This window comes from Hominimerdicola intestinalis, assembly GCF_054655215.1.
Window position 1 is genome coordinate 30,875 of the sequence record NZ_BAAHNZ010000007.1, and the last position, 17,586, is coordinate 48,460.

Consider the following 17,586-nt stretch of genomic DNA (forward strand, 5'->3'; position numbering starts at 1 on the left):
TAATTTCTAACTTAATCAGCTCTGCGCTGTCTTACTATCTCATACATAAATATCCCCGCTGCTACCGAGGCATTAAGAGAAGTGATCTTACCTGCCATCGGAAGCTTCAGAAGAAAATCACATTTTTCTTTTAAAAGCCTGCTCATTCCGAAACCCTCTGAGCCTATTATCAGACCTATAGGACCTGTCATTTCGACCTTTGAATAATCTTCTCCGGCACCGTCGGTACCGTATATCCAAACGCCATTTTCCTTCAGCTTATCTACAGCCGCAGCAAGATTTGAAACCCTTGCGACAGGCAGCCAGCTGGCAGCGCCGGCAGAGGTTTTGAATACAGTCTGATTCAGCGAAGCGCTTCTTCGCTTAGGAATAATCATCCCATGAGCTCCCGCCGCCTCGGCAGTTCTTATTATTGCGCCCAGATTATGAGGATCTTCTATTTCGTCGCAGATAATAATAAAAGGATCCTCGCCCTTTTCCTGAGCTAATCTAAGTATATCGTCAATATCCGCATATTCAGCACAGGCGCCCATAGCTATAACGCCCTGATGCGACGCTCCCCTGTTCATATTTGCAAGCTTCTGCTCGTTTACCTGCTTAACGGGTATACCTTTTTCCTTAGCCATTCTGCATATAAGGGATATTGAGCCTCCGGCTTCGGAATTAACAAATATAAGGTCTATAAGCTTATCGGCTTTAAGCGCTTCAATAACAGGATTTCTTCCTATTATCAAACCCTTTTCGTCGCCGCAGTCAGCTTTAGCTCCGTCATAAGTACGCTTGTCCCTGCTTTTATCAAAGCTTTTTTCTCTGTTATTCATATTTCACTGCTTTCCTGTAATAACACATAAAATTCAACGTCTGAAAAACATTATATCAAATTAAATTATAACACAAAAATCCTCAAAAGCCAATAGCCTTTGAAGATTTTTATTTACTTTATACATTTTCAACAAAAATTCTCACTGAACTTTGGCACCCGTACAGCCTATAAGAGGTAAATATGCCGATAAAAGCGGATTTTTGCCGTCGTTATGCCTGACGTTTCTATAACAGCAAAGCCGCTGCTGAAATTCCTATGACCAGTCCAAGCGCACATAACAGAACTACTGCCGCCGCTGTTTTGGTAAAGCTTCGGCGCTTTCTTTTAGGGAAAGCAGACGTAAAAGCGCTGCAGCAGTTAATTGCCTGAACGTGTAATATTTCACTGGGAGAATCAGACTTTTCAGCTTTTACAAATAACAATATTTTTTCAAAGTATTCATTATTCGTACACTTAACTTCAATGATTTGTTTATTAATTCCTCTCAACATTTATTATCAACACTCCGTTTTGCACATTTTTGGTTTGCAATGATATTATTGACACAAAAATAAGGTTTAAACTACGGAGTTTTCAAGATTTTGTTGAAAAGCCTGTTGAAAACCCAATTCTGATATTAAAAAGTGTTGATAATCCTGTTGAAATCGTTGAAAACTACGGCTTTTTATGGGCTTGTTTATATGTTGAAAAACATTCAAGTCTAAAAAAACGTACAAATCAGCTTCTGTTTTTACACTAAATGGAATAAAATACAGTTACAAATATGAATTTTCAGTTAAAAGAATCAGTACTAAATTTTTTGCTTTCCGTATACTTTGATTTTAAAGCAGTTTACGTTTATTATTAATTTGTTTTGTATAAACGACGTTAATTTATATTAAAAAGTACAAAAAAACTCCCTGATAATATCAAAACTTTTGATTTTCCCGATTTGCTGATAATGAGTCTGTAAAATCGTACTTTTATTCTACAGCCGTGCATAATGAACTGCGTAATATTTGTAACCGGTATGTAATTACCTTGTTGTAAGAAAACGAATTGCCCTCTCTATCGAATCCTTTGAATTGCCCCAGTCGGCGTCCTTTCCAGTATTGCGGTAGTCGTACATTTTGCAGTAATGAGATACGTCCTTTTCAAGGAGATCAAGATATTTTTCAGTCAGCTCACCGCAGTCACCTATAAACTGCTTCTGCCAGCGCTTATCCATACTGTCAGCTGTCATACCTACCAGCAGGTCATAATGGGGCAGACAAAGCATTTCCTGAGCTTTGAAAAGCTCCCTGAAATCCCTAGACTTTTCATACATTTCAAAAAAGGTCACCATAAGCCTAGACATTCCCCATTCAATCTTCGAGCAGACGAAGCACTCGCTGTTTACGGATGATACCTTTTTCTGCTTTGCAGTCTTTCCCTCAAATATGCTTTTGCGGTTAAAAATATGCTTCTGAATATCCTGTAAGTGGGATTGAAGCATTAGCGCCAGCGAAAGACGGTTTTTACAAGCACGCATCTGCTCAAAATGGGTCTTGCAGAATCCTAAGCGGTTTGTTTCCATTCTCACATCCGGCTCCATCATTGCCGCTCCCATTATATACTCGATAGTACGCTGCTCAAGCATATCTCTCATACGGCATATAGGACAGCCGCATTTGGGCTCAAATATCTCATTTACAGGTATGGTTAAAATACTTTCTCTCATTTCAAACCTCCGGATCAAAATCTTTTTTCATTACTTCATATACTAAAATGCCGCCGTTTGTTTTCTCAGCTCGGTGACAAACAGTTTTATATCCCCTTTTTTCATACATGATACACCCGGAAAGCGATGCTTCAAGATATGTGTCAGAATATGAGCCTTTTATTATTTTCTCGGCATAATCCATAAGTCTGCTTCCATAACCCATATTCTGAAATTCCGGCAGCACGAACAGCCTTAATATATGGTTTTCGTTAAAAGCGCAGGTTGCCGCAGGCTTACCGTCAGCCTCCAAAATAAAAACACTGTCATTTTCTATGCTGCTCTTTATGTTCCCCAAGCTGTGTAAATTCAGAAAAAATTCTACACAGCTGCCGTTATAATAAATCGGATAAACCGCTTCTATCGCCGCATGAGTGATCTGCATTATTGTTTCAGCGTCACAAGATACCGCTCTCCTGATCTCCATAAAAAACCGCCTTATAAAATCTGTTGAAAAATTTATATATTTATAGTATAATGGTTTTAAAACGATTTTGCAATAGAAAAGAGGAAATTTTATGGATTATAAGGTTGACGGAAAGGATATTCTGCTATGTCAGGAGGATTTCGACCTTGACGATACCCTTGACTGCGGACAGGCGTTTCGCTGGCAGAAAATCGGAACAGACTGCTACAGCGGATATTATCTCAACACGCCGCTTATTATATCATGCGAAAATACAGCTGAACATATCTTCCGCTTGAAAGATACTTCGGAGCGTGACTTTCTTGACAAATGGTGCAATTATTTGGACTTGTCCACTGACTATTCAGAACTAAAAAAACGATTTTCCGAAGACGAAACTATGTCAAAGGCCTGCTCGTATGCTGGAGGGATAAGGATACTCCGTCAGGACAGCTGGGAAGCTCTATCCTCGTTTATAATATCACAGAATAACAATATTCCGAGAATAAAAGGAATTATAGGCAGGCTCTGTGAGCATTACGGCAGCTATCCCTCAGCCGAAATGATGAAAGAGGAAACGGCTGACAGCCTTGCTTTTCTCAGGTCTGGCTTCAGGGCAAAATATCTGGTTGACGCTGTTGGAAAATTAAATTCGGGAGAACTTGATCTAAACGCAGTTTCCGCAATGCCTATAGACGAAGCGAGAGCGGCTCTGATGACGATTAAAGGCGTAGGCCCAAAGGTAGCTCAATGCGCTCTTCTGTTCGGAATGTACCGTATTGAAGCATTTCCGGTCGACGTATGGGTAAAGCGCGTTATGGAACGGTGGTATCCAAACGGACTTCCTGACTGTGTAAAGGGTTATGAGGGAATTGCTCAGCAGTATCTTTTCCATTACATAAGGAATCTTGAAGAATAAAAACCTGTCAGCCTTTGAATTTAAAACACAATATATTGTGCCGCATTACTTTTCGATAACGATTTATGTTCTGGATTTTGTGTAATATGTTAAATACGCACTGGATTATTTGTGCAAAAAGTTGAAATACTCAAAAGCTTCAAAAATAGTGTTCACAGCAGGCAGAAAATGTGTTATAATTAACTTGTATGATATTCGGAAAGAAGGCTGAAGATTATGAGCAGTAAAACTGCGGTAAAACATTATAAATATAAAAATATTGCCGCCGCTATGGCAATATTGCTGATTGGTATTCTCGCACTTTCCACATCGTGCAATTCCAATTCAAACGGCGGCGAAAAAACGAAACCTGCCGCTTCTGTCAGTTCGGCTGCGAAAGACGACGGCTCATCTGTAAAAGACGAATCCTCTGAGACTTTTCAGGCTCAGAAACTTACCAGAAATTATAAATACATAAGCGTTAAAAACAGCGAATCGCTGGGCAGCGGAAACCTGATCATGCTTAATTCCACATATAAGTACAGCGGAGGAGCGCCCTCAGACCTTGACGGCGTTTACGGCTACCTTTTCGATAAGAGCGGCGCACAGATAGGTTCTACAAGCAGCACTCAGGTAATGGGAAGAAAGGAAATGCTTAAAGCTTTCAATTCGCTTCTCTGCGGCTTTTATGAGGATACGAAGCTGAAAACAATAATGGTCAGTGATATCTATACCGGCTCTGTTTCGGACGAAGAGGAAAACAGCAAAGCCGATAACGAAGCCCATACTGAGAAGCCGTGCTTTGAGCATGACTCCGGACTTGCAGTTGATCTTCAGCTTTATCTTGCTGACGAAGGCACATATCCTGCCTTCGACGGTACGGGAAAGTACACATGGTTTTCGGAAAACTGCTGGAAATACGGATTTATACAGAGATATACCGAATCCAAGTCAGCCATTACCAGAGTAAGCGGACTTGCCAATCATTTCAGATATGTCGGACTTCCTCACGCTGAGATTATGCATGCTAACGATCTTTGTCTTGAGGAATATCTTGATTTTATCAAGCAGTATACTTTTAAAAATCCATACAGCTTTAAGAGCTTCAACGGAGACTGCTATGCCCTGTATTATACACCTATGAGCAGTGAGAAAACAACTAACTGCCCTGTCCCTCTTAACGAAAACGACGAGGAATACGAATATGAGATCTCAGGAGACAATATAGGAGGCTACGCTGTGTGCGTCAAGCTTGTATCCTCCGAAGAAAAGGACGATAAAGCTGACGATACTTCTTCCGTATCGGACAGATCTTCCGAAGCGTCCCACAGCGAAAGCGCTGACTAAAGCATATTTTTAAGGAGAGTAATTATCTTGAACAAGGAAACTGTAAAAATTAAAGTCGATTATTCTGTTGCCGGATTAAGCGAAGAGAGCTGTACGCCGGTACTCGACTGTTATACAAGCACCTTTAATACCGAAATGGGAATAAGAAAACGAAGAGCGGTTCTGATCTGCCCCGGCGGCGGCTATGACTACTGCTCGGAACGCGAGGCAGAGCCTATTGCCCTGAGGTTTTTAGGCGCGGGGATAAACGCATTTGTACTCAGATATTCATGTGTAAAAAAGAAATTCCCCACAGCGGCTCTTGAATGTGCGGCGGCAGTGAAGCATATCCGTGAAAACGCAGATAAATATGATACAGATCCTGATAAAATCATAGTTGTCGGTTTTTCGGCAGGAGGACATCTTGCCGGTACGGCTGCAAACTTCTGGGACAGCGAACTGCTTACTAAACCGCTGAAATGTACTCCGAAAGATATAAAGGTAAACGGCTCAATACTCTGCTATCCGGTAATCACAAGCGATCCGCAATATACCCATGAAGGCTCTATACTTAATCTTATCGGAGAAGAAAAATCAGCTGAGCTTAGAGAGCTTGTATCACTGGAAAAAAGAGTTCACGAAAACACTCCGCCGACATTTCTTTGGCACTGCGCCGACGACGGCTGTGTTCCTGTTGAAAATACTCTGTTTTATATGTCGGCTCTGTCAAAATATCATATTCCGTTTGAAAGCCATATCTATGAATACGGCGGTCATGGTCTTGCGCTCTGCGACGAAACGACTGCGGTCTCCGAAGTTCATTATCAGCCCGTAGCTTCAGGCTGGGCAAAGCTCGCAATAGAATGGGTCTTACGTTTATAAAAAGCATCAAAGGAATTATTGCTTTAGTTTATTAAATAAATATCAAGGCTGTTTCGCATTTACTGCAAAACAGCCTTTTTTACCGAGAAAACACCTTAACAGAAATCAAGCGTCTTACATATTATAAATCATTACAATAATTTTGGAGGGATTTATATGTCAGAAGTTTATTTTTTAGGTGCAATGACCTCGAATGGGTTTTCCACTGAATTTGGTAAGGTTATTGCTGAGGACGGAATGTTTACCTATATTTTAAAGGGCGGCGCAGGTACGGGAAAGTCCTCGCTTATGAAAAAAGCCGCCAATTACTTTGAAAAAACTCAGCACGTTGAGAGATATTACTGCTCCTCAGACCCAGCTTCACTGGACGCAGTAGTTTTTAAAGGCTCTAAAGCGGCTATAGTTGACGGAACCTCGCCTCATGTATTTGATCCCCTTATTCCGGGCGTAAATCAGAAGATAATAAATCTGGGTGATTATTGGAACGAAGAGCTGCTTAAAGAGAACGGAGCGATGATCTCAGAGGTAACGGCGGCAAACAAATCTATGCTTGCAAGAGCCAAACGGTTTACCGGTGCAGTTTCAAATATTTATTCCGATACATATCAGATAGGCTCTGATTGTATTTCCGCTGAAAAGCTGGATTCATTTATTGAACGCTTTAAGAAAAAGATCCTCGGCAGGAAAGGAAGCGGAACAGGCGCAAAAAAATTCCGTCAGCTGACTGCTCTTACCGAATACGGAATTTATACTCTTACTGAAACACTTAATGATTATTTCGACGTTTATTACATGGCAGACGATTATTACGCCGTATCAAATTATCTTATCTCGGTTCTCGCAGATGAAGCGGCTGTAAGGGATTACGATGTTATTATCTGTCCGAGTCAGATGTTTAACAATACCGCTTATGAGCATATGCTTATTCCTGAGCTTGGTATAGCGCTTATCAATGGAAGCTCGGTCAACGACTTTGATACTACTGCCGGAAAGCATCTCAATCTTACTCGTTTTTATGATAAGAAGCTTATTTCCGAGCGAAGAGTAAGACTTAAAATGAATAAAGCAGCTTGCAAGGACCTTACAGAGGAAGCTGTAAGGACGATAAAAACTGCAAAGGAGATCCATGACGAGATCGAAAAGTATTATATCTCAGCAATGGATTTTGATAAACTCAATTCAGCAGCCGATAAGATCATAAAGGAGATCGAAAGCAGAGCGTCTAAAGCTCCTTGACCATCTGTCCATACGGCAGATGTCTGAATCCAAGCCTTTTATAAAGAGAGATCGCCTTTATATTACCTTCCTCGACCTCAAGGCGTATTCTTTTTAACCGTGGATCTCCGTTTCTTTCAAGCTCTTCAAACAGCAGTCTTCCGAGTCCCTTTGAACGGAACTGAGGTCTTATATACAGATCCTCTACCCATATAACTATACCTCCTGCTTCGGGCGAATATGTTTTGGCAGTAACTCCGAAGCCGGCAGGCTGTCCTTCATATTCAAACATATACCCATCGAGATAACATCCTCCCTTAATTATCTCGTCAAATGTATCGGAATGGCGGCTTATAGGAATAGAATGAAGTACGGCGGGGGAATTATAGAATTCCTCAGCCATTTCAATAAATATCTCCCTGTCGGTATCTTTAAATCTGCGTATCATTTTCACATCTGCCTGCGTATAAGCGCAGACTCCTTTCTTTTTCATAAATAAAAAATAATCCAAAAAATCTCCCGCATATACGGGAGATTATTATTTACCAAAGCTTTTCGGGATATACACCCTCGCTTATAAGGCGGCATATTGATTCGGAAACAGCCCGCTTATCCTCGGCGTATGTAACTCCGAACCACCTGTCACGGCTTTCAAGCAGCCGGCAGCTTGCGGTCTTACTTTTCAGAAGCTTATCTATAACTATAGGCAGCAGAAATTCTGCTTTCGGATCATTGCCGTACTTTTCAAGGAACTCTTCAAACTCTCCGCCGAGAATATCAATAAATTCAGGCGGACAGCCCCACATATTCATTGAAACATAGCTGTCCTCGCTTACCTCATAGCCGTTTCCTGCAAGAACTCTGCCGTTTTCACGCCTTATATTATAGGTTTCCTTTATTTCTACCAGGTTATTGTCATCATCGACCATACAGATCCCTCTTGTTACGGCTCCGTTATCGCTTAACGTATTCTTCAGGATAAATCCAGCCATGCTTAAGTTCATTCCGTCGGAGCTAATTTCCTCAGTAAGACGTTCATAAAGCTTGACAAAGGCTTCCTTACCGTAATAATCATCTGCATTTATAACCGCAAACGGCTCATTTACAGTTCCGCGGCAGCACAGCACAGCGTGTCCGGTCCCCCATGGCTTAACTCTTTCCAAAGCTTTATATTTTTCAGGAATATCCGATGTCTCCTGAAAAACATACTGAACGTTAACGTGCTCGGCGATCCTGCCGCCTATCATTTTGCAGAAAGCTTCTTCTATATCCCTTCTGATTATAAATACCACTTTATTGAAGCCCGCTTCTAAAGCGTCGTATACCGAATAATCCATTATTATTTCATTATTAGGGCCAACAGGCTCAAGCTGCTTTATACCACCGCCGAACCGGCTTCCCAGACCTGCCGCCATTATGACCAAAGTGCAGTCTTTCATTTAATACTCATGCTCACAGAATAAGCGTGAGCATATCCTCCTTCCGTGTTCCGTAAATACCTGCGAAGCTTTTTTATATGCTCATTGCTGAATGAGCGTGTCCCGCAAGGCTCTGTCTATTTAATTGCTTTATATTTATATTATTACATATTTCTTTTAGTTTGTCAATATAACACTGATACTTCAGCAAAAACAAAGCCGCCCTTAAAGGCGGCTTAAAATATTATCAATACTGATTTGAAGCATCATTGTACCAAGCTATATAATCGATCTTACCGTTTGTTATTCCGAACATAACACTGGACTCCTCCGAATACACACAAACAGTAGAGAAATCCGGGTCGTTTACCTTTACGCCGCTGAAAGCCTTTTCTAAGTCTGCAACAGACGATTCGCAGCCTAATCCTTCAATGGTAAATTCATCGCCTCCGTATGAAGTGATCCCGGTCACTTCTGCATCCTTGATCGCTATCTTCTTATCACTGATATTGTATACGTTTGCGTATACATCTGAATCAGCAGAAGACAGGAAATAGCTTTGCTTGCTGTCCAAGGAATCAATATCTGTATCAAAACCAGACTGGATCTCACTGTATTTCAAGGGGAACTTTATTGCCTTTCCGTTAAGCTTAAACTCACAGCCGCTTAGTTCAGGATATTCATACTCATCGTAGCCTTCGATATTTTCGTTGATCCCGGTATTACCTTCGTTTCCGTCGCTGTTATCTATGTCAGGAGCGTTATAATCTGGATCGCCGTTTTCGCTTCCTCCGAATATATCGTTATACAGATCGCTGCCCAATGCATTTTTAATGTTTTCCTCGAGCTCGTCAGTCTTACAGGTAGCTATGTAAGCTTCAACGCCGGATTCGTCAAACGAATATATGTTATCGGACGGAACAGTAATATCTGAAGCGTCTGTTTCCTCTCCGGTTACTGTTACAGTAAGATAATTCGTTCCGCTTTCTTCAATATTTACCGTAATATCAAGCTTATCCTCAGTGCTGTTTGAAACAAGCTCAATACTCGGAGAAACAGTTTCTCCCGCATCGACAACTGTAAGATCATACTTCATAGATCCGGAAAATAACTCTCCCTGAGCCTGAAGATCGGTAAATGTCATGCTCATTCCTACATTATCAGAACCGTCATCAACGCTGAGATCAAACTTTCCGTTTACCTTTCCGCCGTCGTTTCTGGCAGAACCTTTAAACGTAAAGATCTGTGAATTGTCTATATCCATAGTCATATCAACAGCGTAAACCTCGTCAGTTTCAATTGATACCATTTTAACATTTAATTCATCTTCAATTGAAGTTGAGAATCCAACCGCTGTTTCACCGTCATAGTAAACGTCAACCGACATCAGAACTTCCTTTAGCTCTTCCTCCTCCGGCTCAATCTCAGATATCATGCTGTCTAAAACTGTATCGTAATCCGACTCGCTAATTCCCATTTTAACAAACAGGTCTTTAATTACTTCATCGCTCTTAGCTTTTTCCGTTACGTCAATCATTATATCATACATGACCTGACCCGTAACCTCATAGGTCTTTACCTGATAATTATAGGAATTGCCGTCTATATCTCCAGAAATATTGCCGCTTTCCTTGCCCTCAGGACAATTCTCAACGATAAGCTTCCAATATCCTTCCATATCGTCAGCAAGCGCGCCGTAATCAATTTCCGAAAGAGCATCGAAAATATCCGCATAAGCATATCCTGACGCCATTGCAGTAACAGAAGAACCGGTAGGTGAAACTGATTTTAATTCATCAGCAAGGCCAGAACCCTCCATAAGCTTAGTTATATCGTCGGCGGACGCGCTGAGATAAGCATCGCTCAGTTCAGGTGATTTTATGTAAACAGTTTCAGTTTCATTATCATAAACGGTATTAAGGGTAACAATATCTTTGGAATCGTATTTAAACTTCATATCGGCAGCAGTTTTCTTGCCCTTCTGCTTTGTTGCCGCAGAAACAGCAAACGGCTTAACCTCGTAACCGATATCTTTAGTAAGCCCTTCTCCCAGCTTCAGCTCTGCTTCGGCTGAATACGAAAAATCAAGCTCTCCCTTAATAGCTTTTTCCGCAAGATCTATAGTATCCCCTATATTTTCGGATACATGAGAAATGCCTTTCTCATTTGTTTTATCTTTACCGCCGTCCTTTTCACCGCTTCTGTCGAAATAGTACAATACGCCTGAACCAACTACGGTCAGCGCAAGAACTCCTGAAAGCACCGGCGTCAAGAATGATTTTTTCAGCATTTTGTTCCCTCCAAATTTTAATTATGATTATAACTTAATAAATAAAATATAACACATTATTAACAGAATGTCAAGGTGTCATATATTACAAAACAGAAACAAAAAAAGTGCGGAAAACTGTTTGTTTCCGCACTTTAGGGAATATAACCCTTTAATATGATCAGCCGAACTCATATCCCTTTTCTCTTACCGCGTCAATAAAATCAGGCAGTACCTCAGTATTAGTTGAGGATACCGAGTGAAGAAGATAGATCGCTCCGTCATGAACCGCTCCGGTAAGCTTACCGAAAGCCTCCTCCTCAGACGGCTGATTATCTACATCCCAGTCAGCATAAGCGTAGCTCCAGAGAACAGTTTCATAGCCGCAGTCCTGAGTTACGGCAAGAGAAAGCTCGGAAAACTCTCCCATCGGAGGACGGAATTCCGTCATTTCATAGCCGAACTCGTCCTTGATATACTTATGCAGTCCCTCGATCTCGTCACGGCATTCCTGTTCGCTGAGCGAAGGCATTGAATAATGGCTTACCGAATGATTTCCGACAGTATGACCCTCGTCTATCATACGCTTTACAAGCTCAGGGTTTTTCTCCGCATAGTCCTGAAGTACAAAGAACGTAGCCTTTACCTTTTTCTCTTTAAGCGTATCCAGTATTTGTGCGGTATATCCGTTTTCATAGCCCTGATCAAAAGTAAGATATATCTTTCCCTTATCTTCGGTAATAGCTTTAGCGTTATATTTTCCGTATGCACTGTTAAAATCCAAAGCTCCCGTCGGACGGTTTTTATCGTCCAGCTGAACTCCCTGACCGTAACCGTGCTTTTCAGTTGACAGTGACGAAAAATTCTTTACAGCCGTCTGTGCGCCGATTATGACCGGTTCTACGAGATTTTCGGACTGCGCTGTTTCAGGCGAGGATTTGCTGTCAGCTGCATTTTCTGTTTTGCCGCAGGAGGTAAGCACCGCAGCCGCAGCCAATGCCAGTAACAAAACTTTTTTCATTTCATTGCTCCTTTTCAAATATTTTAAAATTAGTATTCCACTAAAATTTCAAAACTTATCTGAAAAGGTCTATGAAAATTCTGTATTTTTTAAACTTGATATAAAACGGCTTTTATGATATAATAGCATTAAACATAAAAATGCATGACTACGGAGGAATTAAAATGCTTAACGGTTACTTGGATCTGCCTACATTTACCTTTTTTGATTTTAAAAACATATGGACAGGCAGCGTCTTTCAGGAATTCAACTATAGGATAATGTACAGACAAAACGACGGCTCCGATGAATTGTACGGAGTTATCTGGCTAGGAAAAAAGTGCTTTGATCTGACTGGACCAGAAAGCTATATTTGTGAATTTCATGAGGAATACTCTCCCGCAGGGCTTGACGAACTTGCAAAAAAAATAAACGAAAAGGCTGACGAATACCGCAGAAACGGCGGAAGCTTTTAGTTTTGCATCTATAAATGAAAATCAGAAGCTGTTGATCCTAAACTGATTTATCGCAATTAAAAACAGCAGCGCTTTAGCAATCTGCTTTTGCGCTGCTGTTTTATCTGCGATTATTACCTGTTATAATTCTGCTGTTCTCCCTGATTATATAAATGTCCTCCGGGCGGAAAATCTGATGCACTGTTTTCTCCTGACCCCGTACTGTCGGTCAGAGATGAATCATATTCCTTATCCTTAGAAATAAGCTGCTGATTCAAGAGTCTGGTTCCGTCATCATCAATAACACCAAGATCCTTTGCCGACTGGATAATTCCCTCAGCAACAGCCTTAGCATAAGCGTCAATATTTTTATCAAAAAGCCTGTTGTCCGTTTCGTCGGTTATAAATCCCAGTTCAACAAGACAGCTTGGCATTTTCGTATCAGCGTTTACATAATAATTATCTCCGGGAATTCCGACATATCCGTACTGAACGCCGCGGTTTTCCGAAATTCCGGCTTCCGAAAGCCTGCTCATTATATTCTGAGCCAATACGGTATCCTCCTTAGGCTCTTTATTATGTACCCAGATCTCAACGCCTCTAATATCTCCATCGTAGCTATTGCGGTGAAGCGAAACATACATATCCGCCTTTGCGTCGTTTGCGATAGTACAGCGTTCCTCAAGCTCAACAAAGGTATCGTCCGATCTTGTCATAACGACTGTCGCGCCGTATTCCTCAAGATATTTTCGGACCAGCAGGGCAATTCTTAAATTGTCGTCTTTTTCAAGCCTTGTGTTGTCCGCATTTGCCGTTCCGCCGTCGGTATCTCCGTGTCCTGGATCAATACATACCTTAAACTGCAGTTCGGACACTTTGACCTGAGATTCTGCCGTACTCTGAGTATCGCTTTCCAAAACAGAGTCGGTCTGCGCTGCGGCAGGAATATTATCTTCCTTTTTAAAATGATTTATTATACTTTTTATCATTTGAAATATCCCGAAAATTATAAGTATAAAGATAAAAGCAGCTATAATTATCCGGTTCCAGTATATCTTTCTCTTCTTTCTGGCAGTCCTTACCGGCGGTCTTCCGTACAGTCTTTCAAATTCTTCATCTGAAATATTCGCCATGAAAAATTAACTCCTTATATTTTATAAGTATTATTATACTACAATTTACACCTTTAATCAATTAAGTTACACCTAATTTTACATGAACGTCAGATGTATTTAGGAATAAGACGCCAAACTACATAATATTATTACAAAAACTAACCGTACGGTAAAGATAATACCGAGCCGCACGGTTATAGTAAAGCCCAAAAGCCTTTGTCAGCATATCCGCTTTATATCAGAGTTCTCTCGTCGCAGTATTCGCATATAACAGTATCACCTTTGCCGATAAAATATTTAGGCAGATATTCTTCGTGATTTGTAATGCACTTAGGATTTGAGCATTTTACATACGGCAGGACTCTGCCGTATACAAGCGGCGCAGGAGTACCTTTTCCGCTGAGAACAGTCAGTATCAGCGCCATTCTGATATACATTCCGTATTTTGCCTGCTTAAAATACATTGCCCTGCTGTCGTCATCAACCTCGACGGCTATTTCATCTACTCTAGGAAGCGGATGAAGAACCGCAAGATCCGGCTTTGCGTTTATAAGCTTAGCCTTATCCAGGATATAGCTGCCCTTCTGAGCCTCGTATTCCTCTCTAGAAGCAAAACGCTCCTGCTGGATCCTTGTCATATAAAGAACGTCCAGTTCAGGCATAGCTTCGTCAAGACTTGAAACCTCCTTATATTCATGACCTCCTGCGGCAAGTAAATCCTTAACGTACATAGGAAGCGCCAGCTCCTTCGTTGATATAAGCACAAACCTATTACCCTTGAAGCAGGACATCGCCTTAATAAGCGAATGTACAGTTCTTCCGTTTTTAAGATCGCCGCACAGCCCGATAGTCAGATCCTCAAGCGTACCCTTTTCCTCTCTGAGCGTAAGCAGGTCGGTAAGCGTCTGAGTTGGATGAAGATGACCTCCGTCGCCAGCATTTATTACCGGACATTCGGCAGTAAGCGCCGCTGCCTTTACCGAACCAGCAACAGGATGGCGCATAACGAGAATATCAGCATATCCGGATACTATCTTGGTAGTGTCCTTTATATTCTCCCCCTTTGCAACAGACGAGGTCGCAGGGTTATCAAAGCCTATGATCGTTCCTCCCAATCTCAGCATAGCCGTCTGAAAAGACATCTGCGTTCTGGTTGAAGGCTCATAAAAGAGAGTACCCATTATTTTCCCTTTACAGGCTTCACTGTAATCCTGAGGATCTTCCTTTATTGCATGACCAAGCTCCAGAAGCTGCTTCCACCACGAAACCGGATAGTCGTTTAGGTCAATCAGATGTATAAAATCATTATAGCCGCTCATATAAACCAACCTTTCATCAAAAACACGTTTCTGACATTATACCACAAATTCTCCCGATTTTCAATAGTTCAGCTGATTTTCTGAGGATAAAATATATAGCAATCAAATGGAATTTCAGGGAGAATGATATGATCCTTCCGTCTTTTTACGGCAGGACGTAGGGTAAAGAACTAGCCGACGTTCAAATATTAAAATCAAGACTGAATTATGTTTACTTTTACAGAAGTTCAAAGCTGCCGCTTCTGCAGAACTGCTTTATATCATACAAAAACAAGATCTGGTCATAGCTTTCAATATCTACAACATCTTCAAGGGTCTCATTTTCAAGCTTATCAAGATCAACAAGCGTAATGCTCCTGTAGTGAGGCGTAAGCAGAGGGATCATGCAGTTAGCATAGCTGCCTTTTATAATAAGAATATCCGGCCCTGAACTGACGGATGTAGTTACAACATATTTTTTATACTGATCTCCGTTCAGAAAGATACCGTACTTATCCCCGGACTGAAGCGCAGAATCGTAGTATACCGATTTAGACGTAAATTTCTGCTCATTCTTATAGCCTTCCGTACCGGTAACATAGCTTCCGTTTTTGTTTCTGAATATATTAATGGTATCAGCGGATACTCCTCCGTAATAGGTTTTTAAATACAGGTTGCCGTAAAAGCTTCTGTCGGCATATTCAATATCGTAATTTGAAAGATCGACCGGCTGAAAGCCAAGCTTTGGAATAACGCTTTTATAGACCGCGTAAGCTCCAAACGAAGTCCATCTGCTGTCCGTCCTGAAATAAATATAGTCGTCCCTTGCCGCAAAAAGCGGATTAAATGCGTCAAGAGTTACAATACTTTTATCCAGACGGTAATAAATATCGTCAATAAGCTTCTGCTGATCTACTGCAGAAGCAAAGGACGGAAGCTGTGATTTATATATGCCTGAAGCCGTTGGAACGAGCATAGCGCAAACTGCGCTGTTTTTATGCTTTTCCTTAAAGCTGTTGATATATCCTACCGCGTTGTTTATCCTTTTTTCATCAGTTTTATCGAAAATTTCTATAAGCCTGTTCTCGTCAACATAAATACTGCCCAGACGATTCTGACCCGAGCCTACCATAACTGTACTGTAAAGTGATCTGAAATTGTTCCTGAGCGGAAAACGGCTGCTTATATAGCTTTGCAGCTGCTTCTGAACAGTATCACCCTCACGGATCTTATCTTTAGCCGATCCAGTATTACGGAATAAAACTGTGCTTACTGCAAACATTAAAATAAAAGCGAAAAACAGAAATACAGATATATAATTCAATATTTTTTTCATTCTATCCTCCTGTCAGAAAGCAAAAGCCGCTCTGCTGTTTCCTGAAACCATAAAAGCAGTACAAAGAATGAGCAGAGCCAGTATTATCATAGGCTTTGAAAAGCTTATAACGCTGAATTTCAGATCATTTAGCTTTGAATACAGCGTCTTGAGCAAAGGTGACGCCAGTAAAATACATATACCGAACAGCAGGAATGAGGATCTGAGCCAATACCACAATCCGTTATCACCGGAGGATATTTCCCAACGGAACATAGCCCTTATATATCCGAATGTTTCGTGAAGATCTCTGCCCGCCAAGACCGACCAGCTGAAAAGCACCGTAAGCTGAGTCATTATGAACCTTATTACTGAAGGGATACGCGATAAAACGCTTTTCAGGCTATTCTCAGCTAATATGAGCAGAGCAATAAAAACCGTCCAGAGAACAAAGTTTATCCCTGTTCCGTACCACAAACCTACAGCCAAGGCACACAGCAGCATTTTTGCGGCAGCAGCAACAGAGGATATCTTACTTTTACCAAAAGACAAATATATATAATCCTCCGCCCACCTATTTAGTGAAATATTAAAGGAAGAGCAGAAATCCCTTACCGTTTTCTTTGCAAACGGATGCCTGAAGTTCGGGTTTACCTCAAATCCAAGCATAAGTGCAAAGCCTCTGGCCATATGTGAAAAGCTAAGAAATTCAAAGTAAAACCAGAACCCGAAAACAAACAGCGCCAGCCACGCAGTTACAAGCGACATAGAATCTGTTCCTACTAAAGCTATATCCTTCCATAAAGCTCCCAACTGATTTGATATTATCACCTTTTCACTTAATCCGAACATAAAAAGCAGAATACCGTCTGACAGCTTTTGACTGTTGATCTGCGGAGATCTAAGTCCGTCAGATATATCACCGAATCTTACCAGAGGACCGCAGATAAGCGAAGGCATAAATCCCACATACGAAAATACGCAGGAAAATTTAATTTCAGGCTTTATTAACCCTCTGTAAATATCAGTACAGTAGGAAATGCTGTGAAGCGTATAAACTGTAACTCCAAACGCCGCATATAGTCTGAACCGCCCGTCAGCTTCGGATAACAAACCGAAAAGTCCTGTTCTGCTGAATCCGCTGTAGGAAAAAATTATAAGCATTGCCGCGTTTACAGCGCAGCATAAGCCAAGCAAAATTCTGCTCTTTTTCACGTCCGTCCTGAAATTATATATCAATATCCCGCCTATGTAAGCAAGCAAAACAGCGGCAAAAAGGTTTATAAGTCCCAGAGGATCTTTCCACGCAGTAAAAAAACAGCTACCGAGCATAAGGATCTTCGCTCTCTGCTCAGGCTTGCAGATCCCGTATATCCCCATAAAAACAGGGAGAAAAAAATACAGAAACAATATGCTTGAAAAAGTCAA

General features: G+C 41.2%; 17 protein-coding genes. 5 read left to right on the top strand and 12 right to left on the bottom strand.

Features of this window, described 5'->3' with window-relative positions; all coding sequences use genetic code 11:
* Window positions 1–11: 11 nt before the first annotated feature.
* From rlmB to ACYQ0H_RS07645, 4 genes are all read right to left on the bottom strand, one after another.
* Complete coding sequence (rlmB, locus tag ACYQ0H_RS07630) at window positions 12–821, bottom strand: 23S rRNA (guanosine(2251)-2'-O)-methyltransferase RlmB (protein WP_459812243.1); 810 nt, start codon at window positions 819–821, stop codon at window positions 12–14.
* Window positions 822–1,047: 226 nt separating this feature from the next.
* A complete protein-coding gene (locus tag ACYQ0H_RS07635) occupies window positions 1,048–1,314 on the bottom strand; it encodes a hypothetical protein (protein WP_459812244.1) in 267 nt (88 codons plus the stop codon).
* Window positions 1,315–1,838: 524 nt separating this feature from the next.
* Window positions 1,839–2,522, bottom strand: coding sequence for a DUF6062 family protein (locus ACYQ0H_RS07640; RefSeq protein ID WP_459812245.1), 684 nt, complete (start codon window positions 2,520–2,522; stop codon window positions 1,839–1,841).
* Window position 2,523: 1 nt separating this feature from the next.
* The gene (locus tag ACYQ0H_RS07645) at window positions 2,524–2,988 is read right to left on the bottom strand and encodes a GNAT family N-acetyltransferase (RefSeq protein ID WP_459812247.1); all 465 of its coding nucleotides are present in this window, start codon (window positions 2,986–2,988) and stop codon (window positions 2,524–2,526) included.
* 91 nt (window positions 2,989–3,079) lie between these two features.
* Here ACYQ0H_RS07645 and ACYQ0H_RS07650 point away from each other — a divergent pair, with 91 nt between their 5' ends.
* The 4 genes from ACYQ0H_RS07650 (at window position 3,080) to ACYQ0H_RS07665 (ending at window position 7,309) form a co-directional block, all read left to right on the top strand.
* A complete protein-coding gene (locus tag ACYQ0H_RS07650; RefSeq protein WP_459812248.1) occupies window positions 3,080–3,886 on the top strand; it encodes a DNA-3-methyladenine glycosylase family protein in 807 nt (268 codons plus the stop codon).
* Between the two features lie 216 nt (window positions 3,887–4,102).
* On the top strand, window positions 4,103–5,212 hold the full coding sequence (locus ACYQ0H_RS07655) for a M15 family metallopeptidase (protein ID WP_459812249.1): 1,110 nt from the start codon (window positions 4,103–4,105) through the stop codon (window positions 5,210–5,212).
* Window positions 5,213–5,239: 27 nt separating this feature from the next.
* The gene (locus tag ACYQ0H_RS07660; protein WP_459812250.1) at window positions 5,240–6,073 is read left to right on the top strand and encodes an alpha/beta hydrolase; all 834 of its coding nucleotides are present in this window, start codon (window positions 5,240–5,242) and stop codon (window positions 6,071–6,073) included.
* 156 nt (window positions 6,074–6,229) lie between these two features.
* On the top strand, window positions 6,230–7,309 hold the full coding sequence (locus ACYQ0H_RS07665) for an ATPase (protein ID WP_459812251.1): 1,080 nt from the start codon (window positions 6,230–6,232) through the stop codon (window positions 7,307–7,309).
* On the opposite strand, the gene ACYQ0H_RS07670 is transcribed toward ACYQ0H_RS07665, so the two are convergent.
* From ACYQ0H_RS07670 to ACYQ0H_RS07685, 4 genes are all read right to left on the bottom strand, one after another.
* A complete protein-coding gene (locus tag ACYQ0H_RS07670; RefSeq protein WP_459812252.1) occupies window positions 7,296–7,799 on the bottom strand; it encodes a GNAT family N-acetyltransferase in 504 nt (167 codons plus the stop codon). The genes ACYQ0H_RS07665 and ACYQ0H_RS07670 overlap by 14 nt on opposite strands.
* A 31-nt stretch (window positions 7,800–7,830) precedes the next feature.
* On the bottom strand, window positions 7,831–8,727 hold the full coding sequence (locus tag ACYQ0H_RS07675; protein WP_459812253.1) for a nucleotidyltransferase family protein: 897 nt from the start codon (window positions 8,725–8,727) through the stop codon (window positions 7,831–7,833).
* A 226-nt stretch (window positions 8,728–8,953) separates the two neighbouring features.
* On the bottom strand, window positions 8,954–10,996 hold the full coding sequence (locus tag ACYQ0H_RS07680) for a hypothetical protein (protein WP_459812254.1): 2,043 nt from the start codon (window positions 10,994–10,996) through the stop codon (window positions 8,954–8,956).
* A gap of 160 nt (window positions 10,997–11,156) precedes the next feature.
* Complete coding sequence (locus ACYQ0H_RS07685; RefSeq protein WP_459812255.1) at window positions 11,157–11,996, bottom strand: polysaccharide deacetylase family protein; 840 nt, start codon at window positions 11,994–11,996, stop codon at window positions 11,157–11,159.
* Between the two features lie 164 nt (window positions 11,997–12,160).
* Between ACYQ0H_RS07685 and ACYQ0H_RS07690 the strand changes: the two genes are divergently transcribed.
* Window positions 12,161–12,451: a hypothetical protein gene (locus ACYQ0H_RS07690; RefSeq protein ID WP_459812256.1), complete on the top strand. Its 291-nt coding sequence runs from the start codon at window positions 12,161–12,163 to the stop codon at window positions 12,449–12,451.
* 113 nt (window positions 12,452–12,564) lie between these two features.
* On the opposite strand, the gene ACYQ0H_RS07695 is transcribed toward ACYQ0H_RS07690, so the two are convergent.
* The 4 genes from ACYQ0H_RS07695 to ACYQ0H_RS07710 form a co-directional block, all read right to left on the bottom strand.
* The gene (locus ACYQ0H_RS07695) at window positions 12,565–13,563 is read right to left on the bottom strand and encodes an N-acetylmuramoyl-L-alanine amidase (protein ID WP_459812257.1); all 999 of its coding nucleotides are present in this window, start codon (window positions 13,561–13,563) and stop codon (window positions 12,565–12,567) included.
* A 215-nt stretch (window positions 13,564–13,778) separates the two neighbouring features.
* Complete coding sequence (gene pyrB, locus ACYQ0H_RS07700) at window positions 13,779–14,864, bottom strand: aspartate carbamoyltransferase (RefSeq protein ID WP_459812258.1); 1,086 nt, start codon at window positions 14,862–14,864, stop codon at window positions 13,779–13,781.
* Window positions 14,865–15,081: 217 nt separating this feature from the next.
* A complete protein-coding gene (locus tag ACYQ0H_RS07705) occupies window positions 15,082–16,179 on the bottom strand; it encodes a DHHW family protein (RefSeq protein WP_459812259.1) in 1,098 nt (365 codons plus the stop codon).
* Between the two features lie 12 nt (window positions 16,180–16,191).
* Window positions 16,192–17,586 (bottom strand): MBOAT family O-acyltransferase, encoded by a 1,395-nt coding sequence (locus ACYQ0H_RS07710; RefSeq protein ID WP_459812260.1) that lies wholly within the window; start codon window positions 17,584–17,586, stop codon window positions 16,192–16,194.

Bases quoted from the DNA above. Each gene is read 5' to 3' on its own strand.
- rlmB (WP_459812243.1), bottom strand. From the start codon at position 821: ATGAATAACAGAGAAAAAAGCTTTGATAAAAGCAGGGACAAGCGTACT.
- ACYQ0H_RS07635 (WP_459812244.1), bottom strand. From the start codon at position 1,314: ATGTTGAGAGGAATTAATAAACAAATCATTGAAGTTAAGTGTACGAAT.
- ACYQ0H_RS07640 (WP_459812245.1), bottom strand. From the start codon at position 2,522: ATGAGAGAAAGTATTTTAACCATACCTGTAAATGAGATATTTGAGCCC.
- ACYQ0H_RS07645 (WP_459812247.1), bottom strand. From the start codon at position 2,988: ATGGAGATCAGGAGAGCGGTATCTTGTGACGCTGAAACAATAATGCAG.
- ACYQ0H_RS07650 (WP_459812248.1), top strand. From the start codon at position 3,080: ATGGATTATAAGGTTGACGGAAAGGATATTCTGCTATGTCAGGAGGAT.
- ACYQ0H_RS07655 (WP_459812249.1), top strand. From the start codon at position 4,103: ATGAGCAGTAAAACTGCGGTAAAACATTATAAATATAAAAATATTGCC.
- ACYQ0H_RS07665 (WP_459812251.1), top strand. From the start codon at position 6,230: ATGTCAGAAGTTTATTTTTTAGGTGCAATGACCTCGAATGGGTTTTCC.
- ACYQ0H_RS07675 (WP_459812253.1), bottom strand. From the start codon at position 8,727: ATGAAAGACTGCACTTTGGTCATAATGGCGGCAGGTCTGGGAAGCCGG.
- ACYQ0H_RS07680 (WP_459812254.1), bottom strand. From the start codon at position 10,996: ATGCTGAAAAAATCATTCTTGACGCCGGTGCTTTCAGGAGTTCTTGCG.
- ACYQ0H_RS07685 (WP_459812255.1), bottom strand. From the start codon at position 11,996: ATGAAAAAAGTTTTGTTACTGGCATTGGCTGCGGCTGCGGTGCTTACC.
- ACYQ0H_RS07690 (WP_459812256.1), top strand. From the start codon at position 12,161: ATGCTTAACGGTTACTTGGATCTGCCTACATTTACCTTTTTTGATTTT.
- ACYQ0H_RS07695 (WP_459812257.1), bottom strand. From the start codon at position 13,563: ATGGCGAATATTTCAGATGAAGAATTTGAAAGACTGTACGGAAGACCG.
- pyrB (WP_459812258.1), bottom strand. From the start codon at position 14,864: ATGAGCGGCTATAATGATTTTATACATCTGATTGACCTAAACGACTAT.
- ACYQ0H_RS07705 (WP_459812259.1), bottom strand. From the start codon at position 16,179: ATGAAAAAAATATTGAATTATATATCTGTATTTCTGTTTTTCGCTTTT.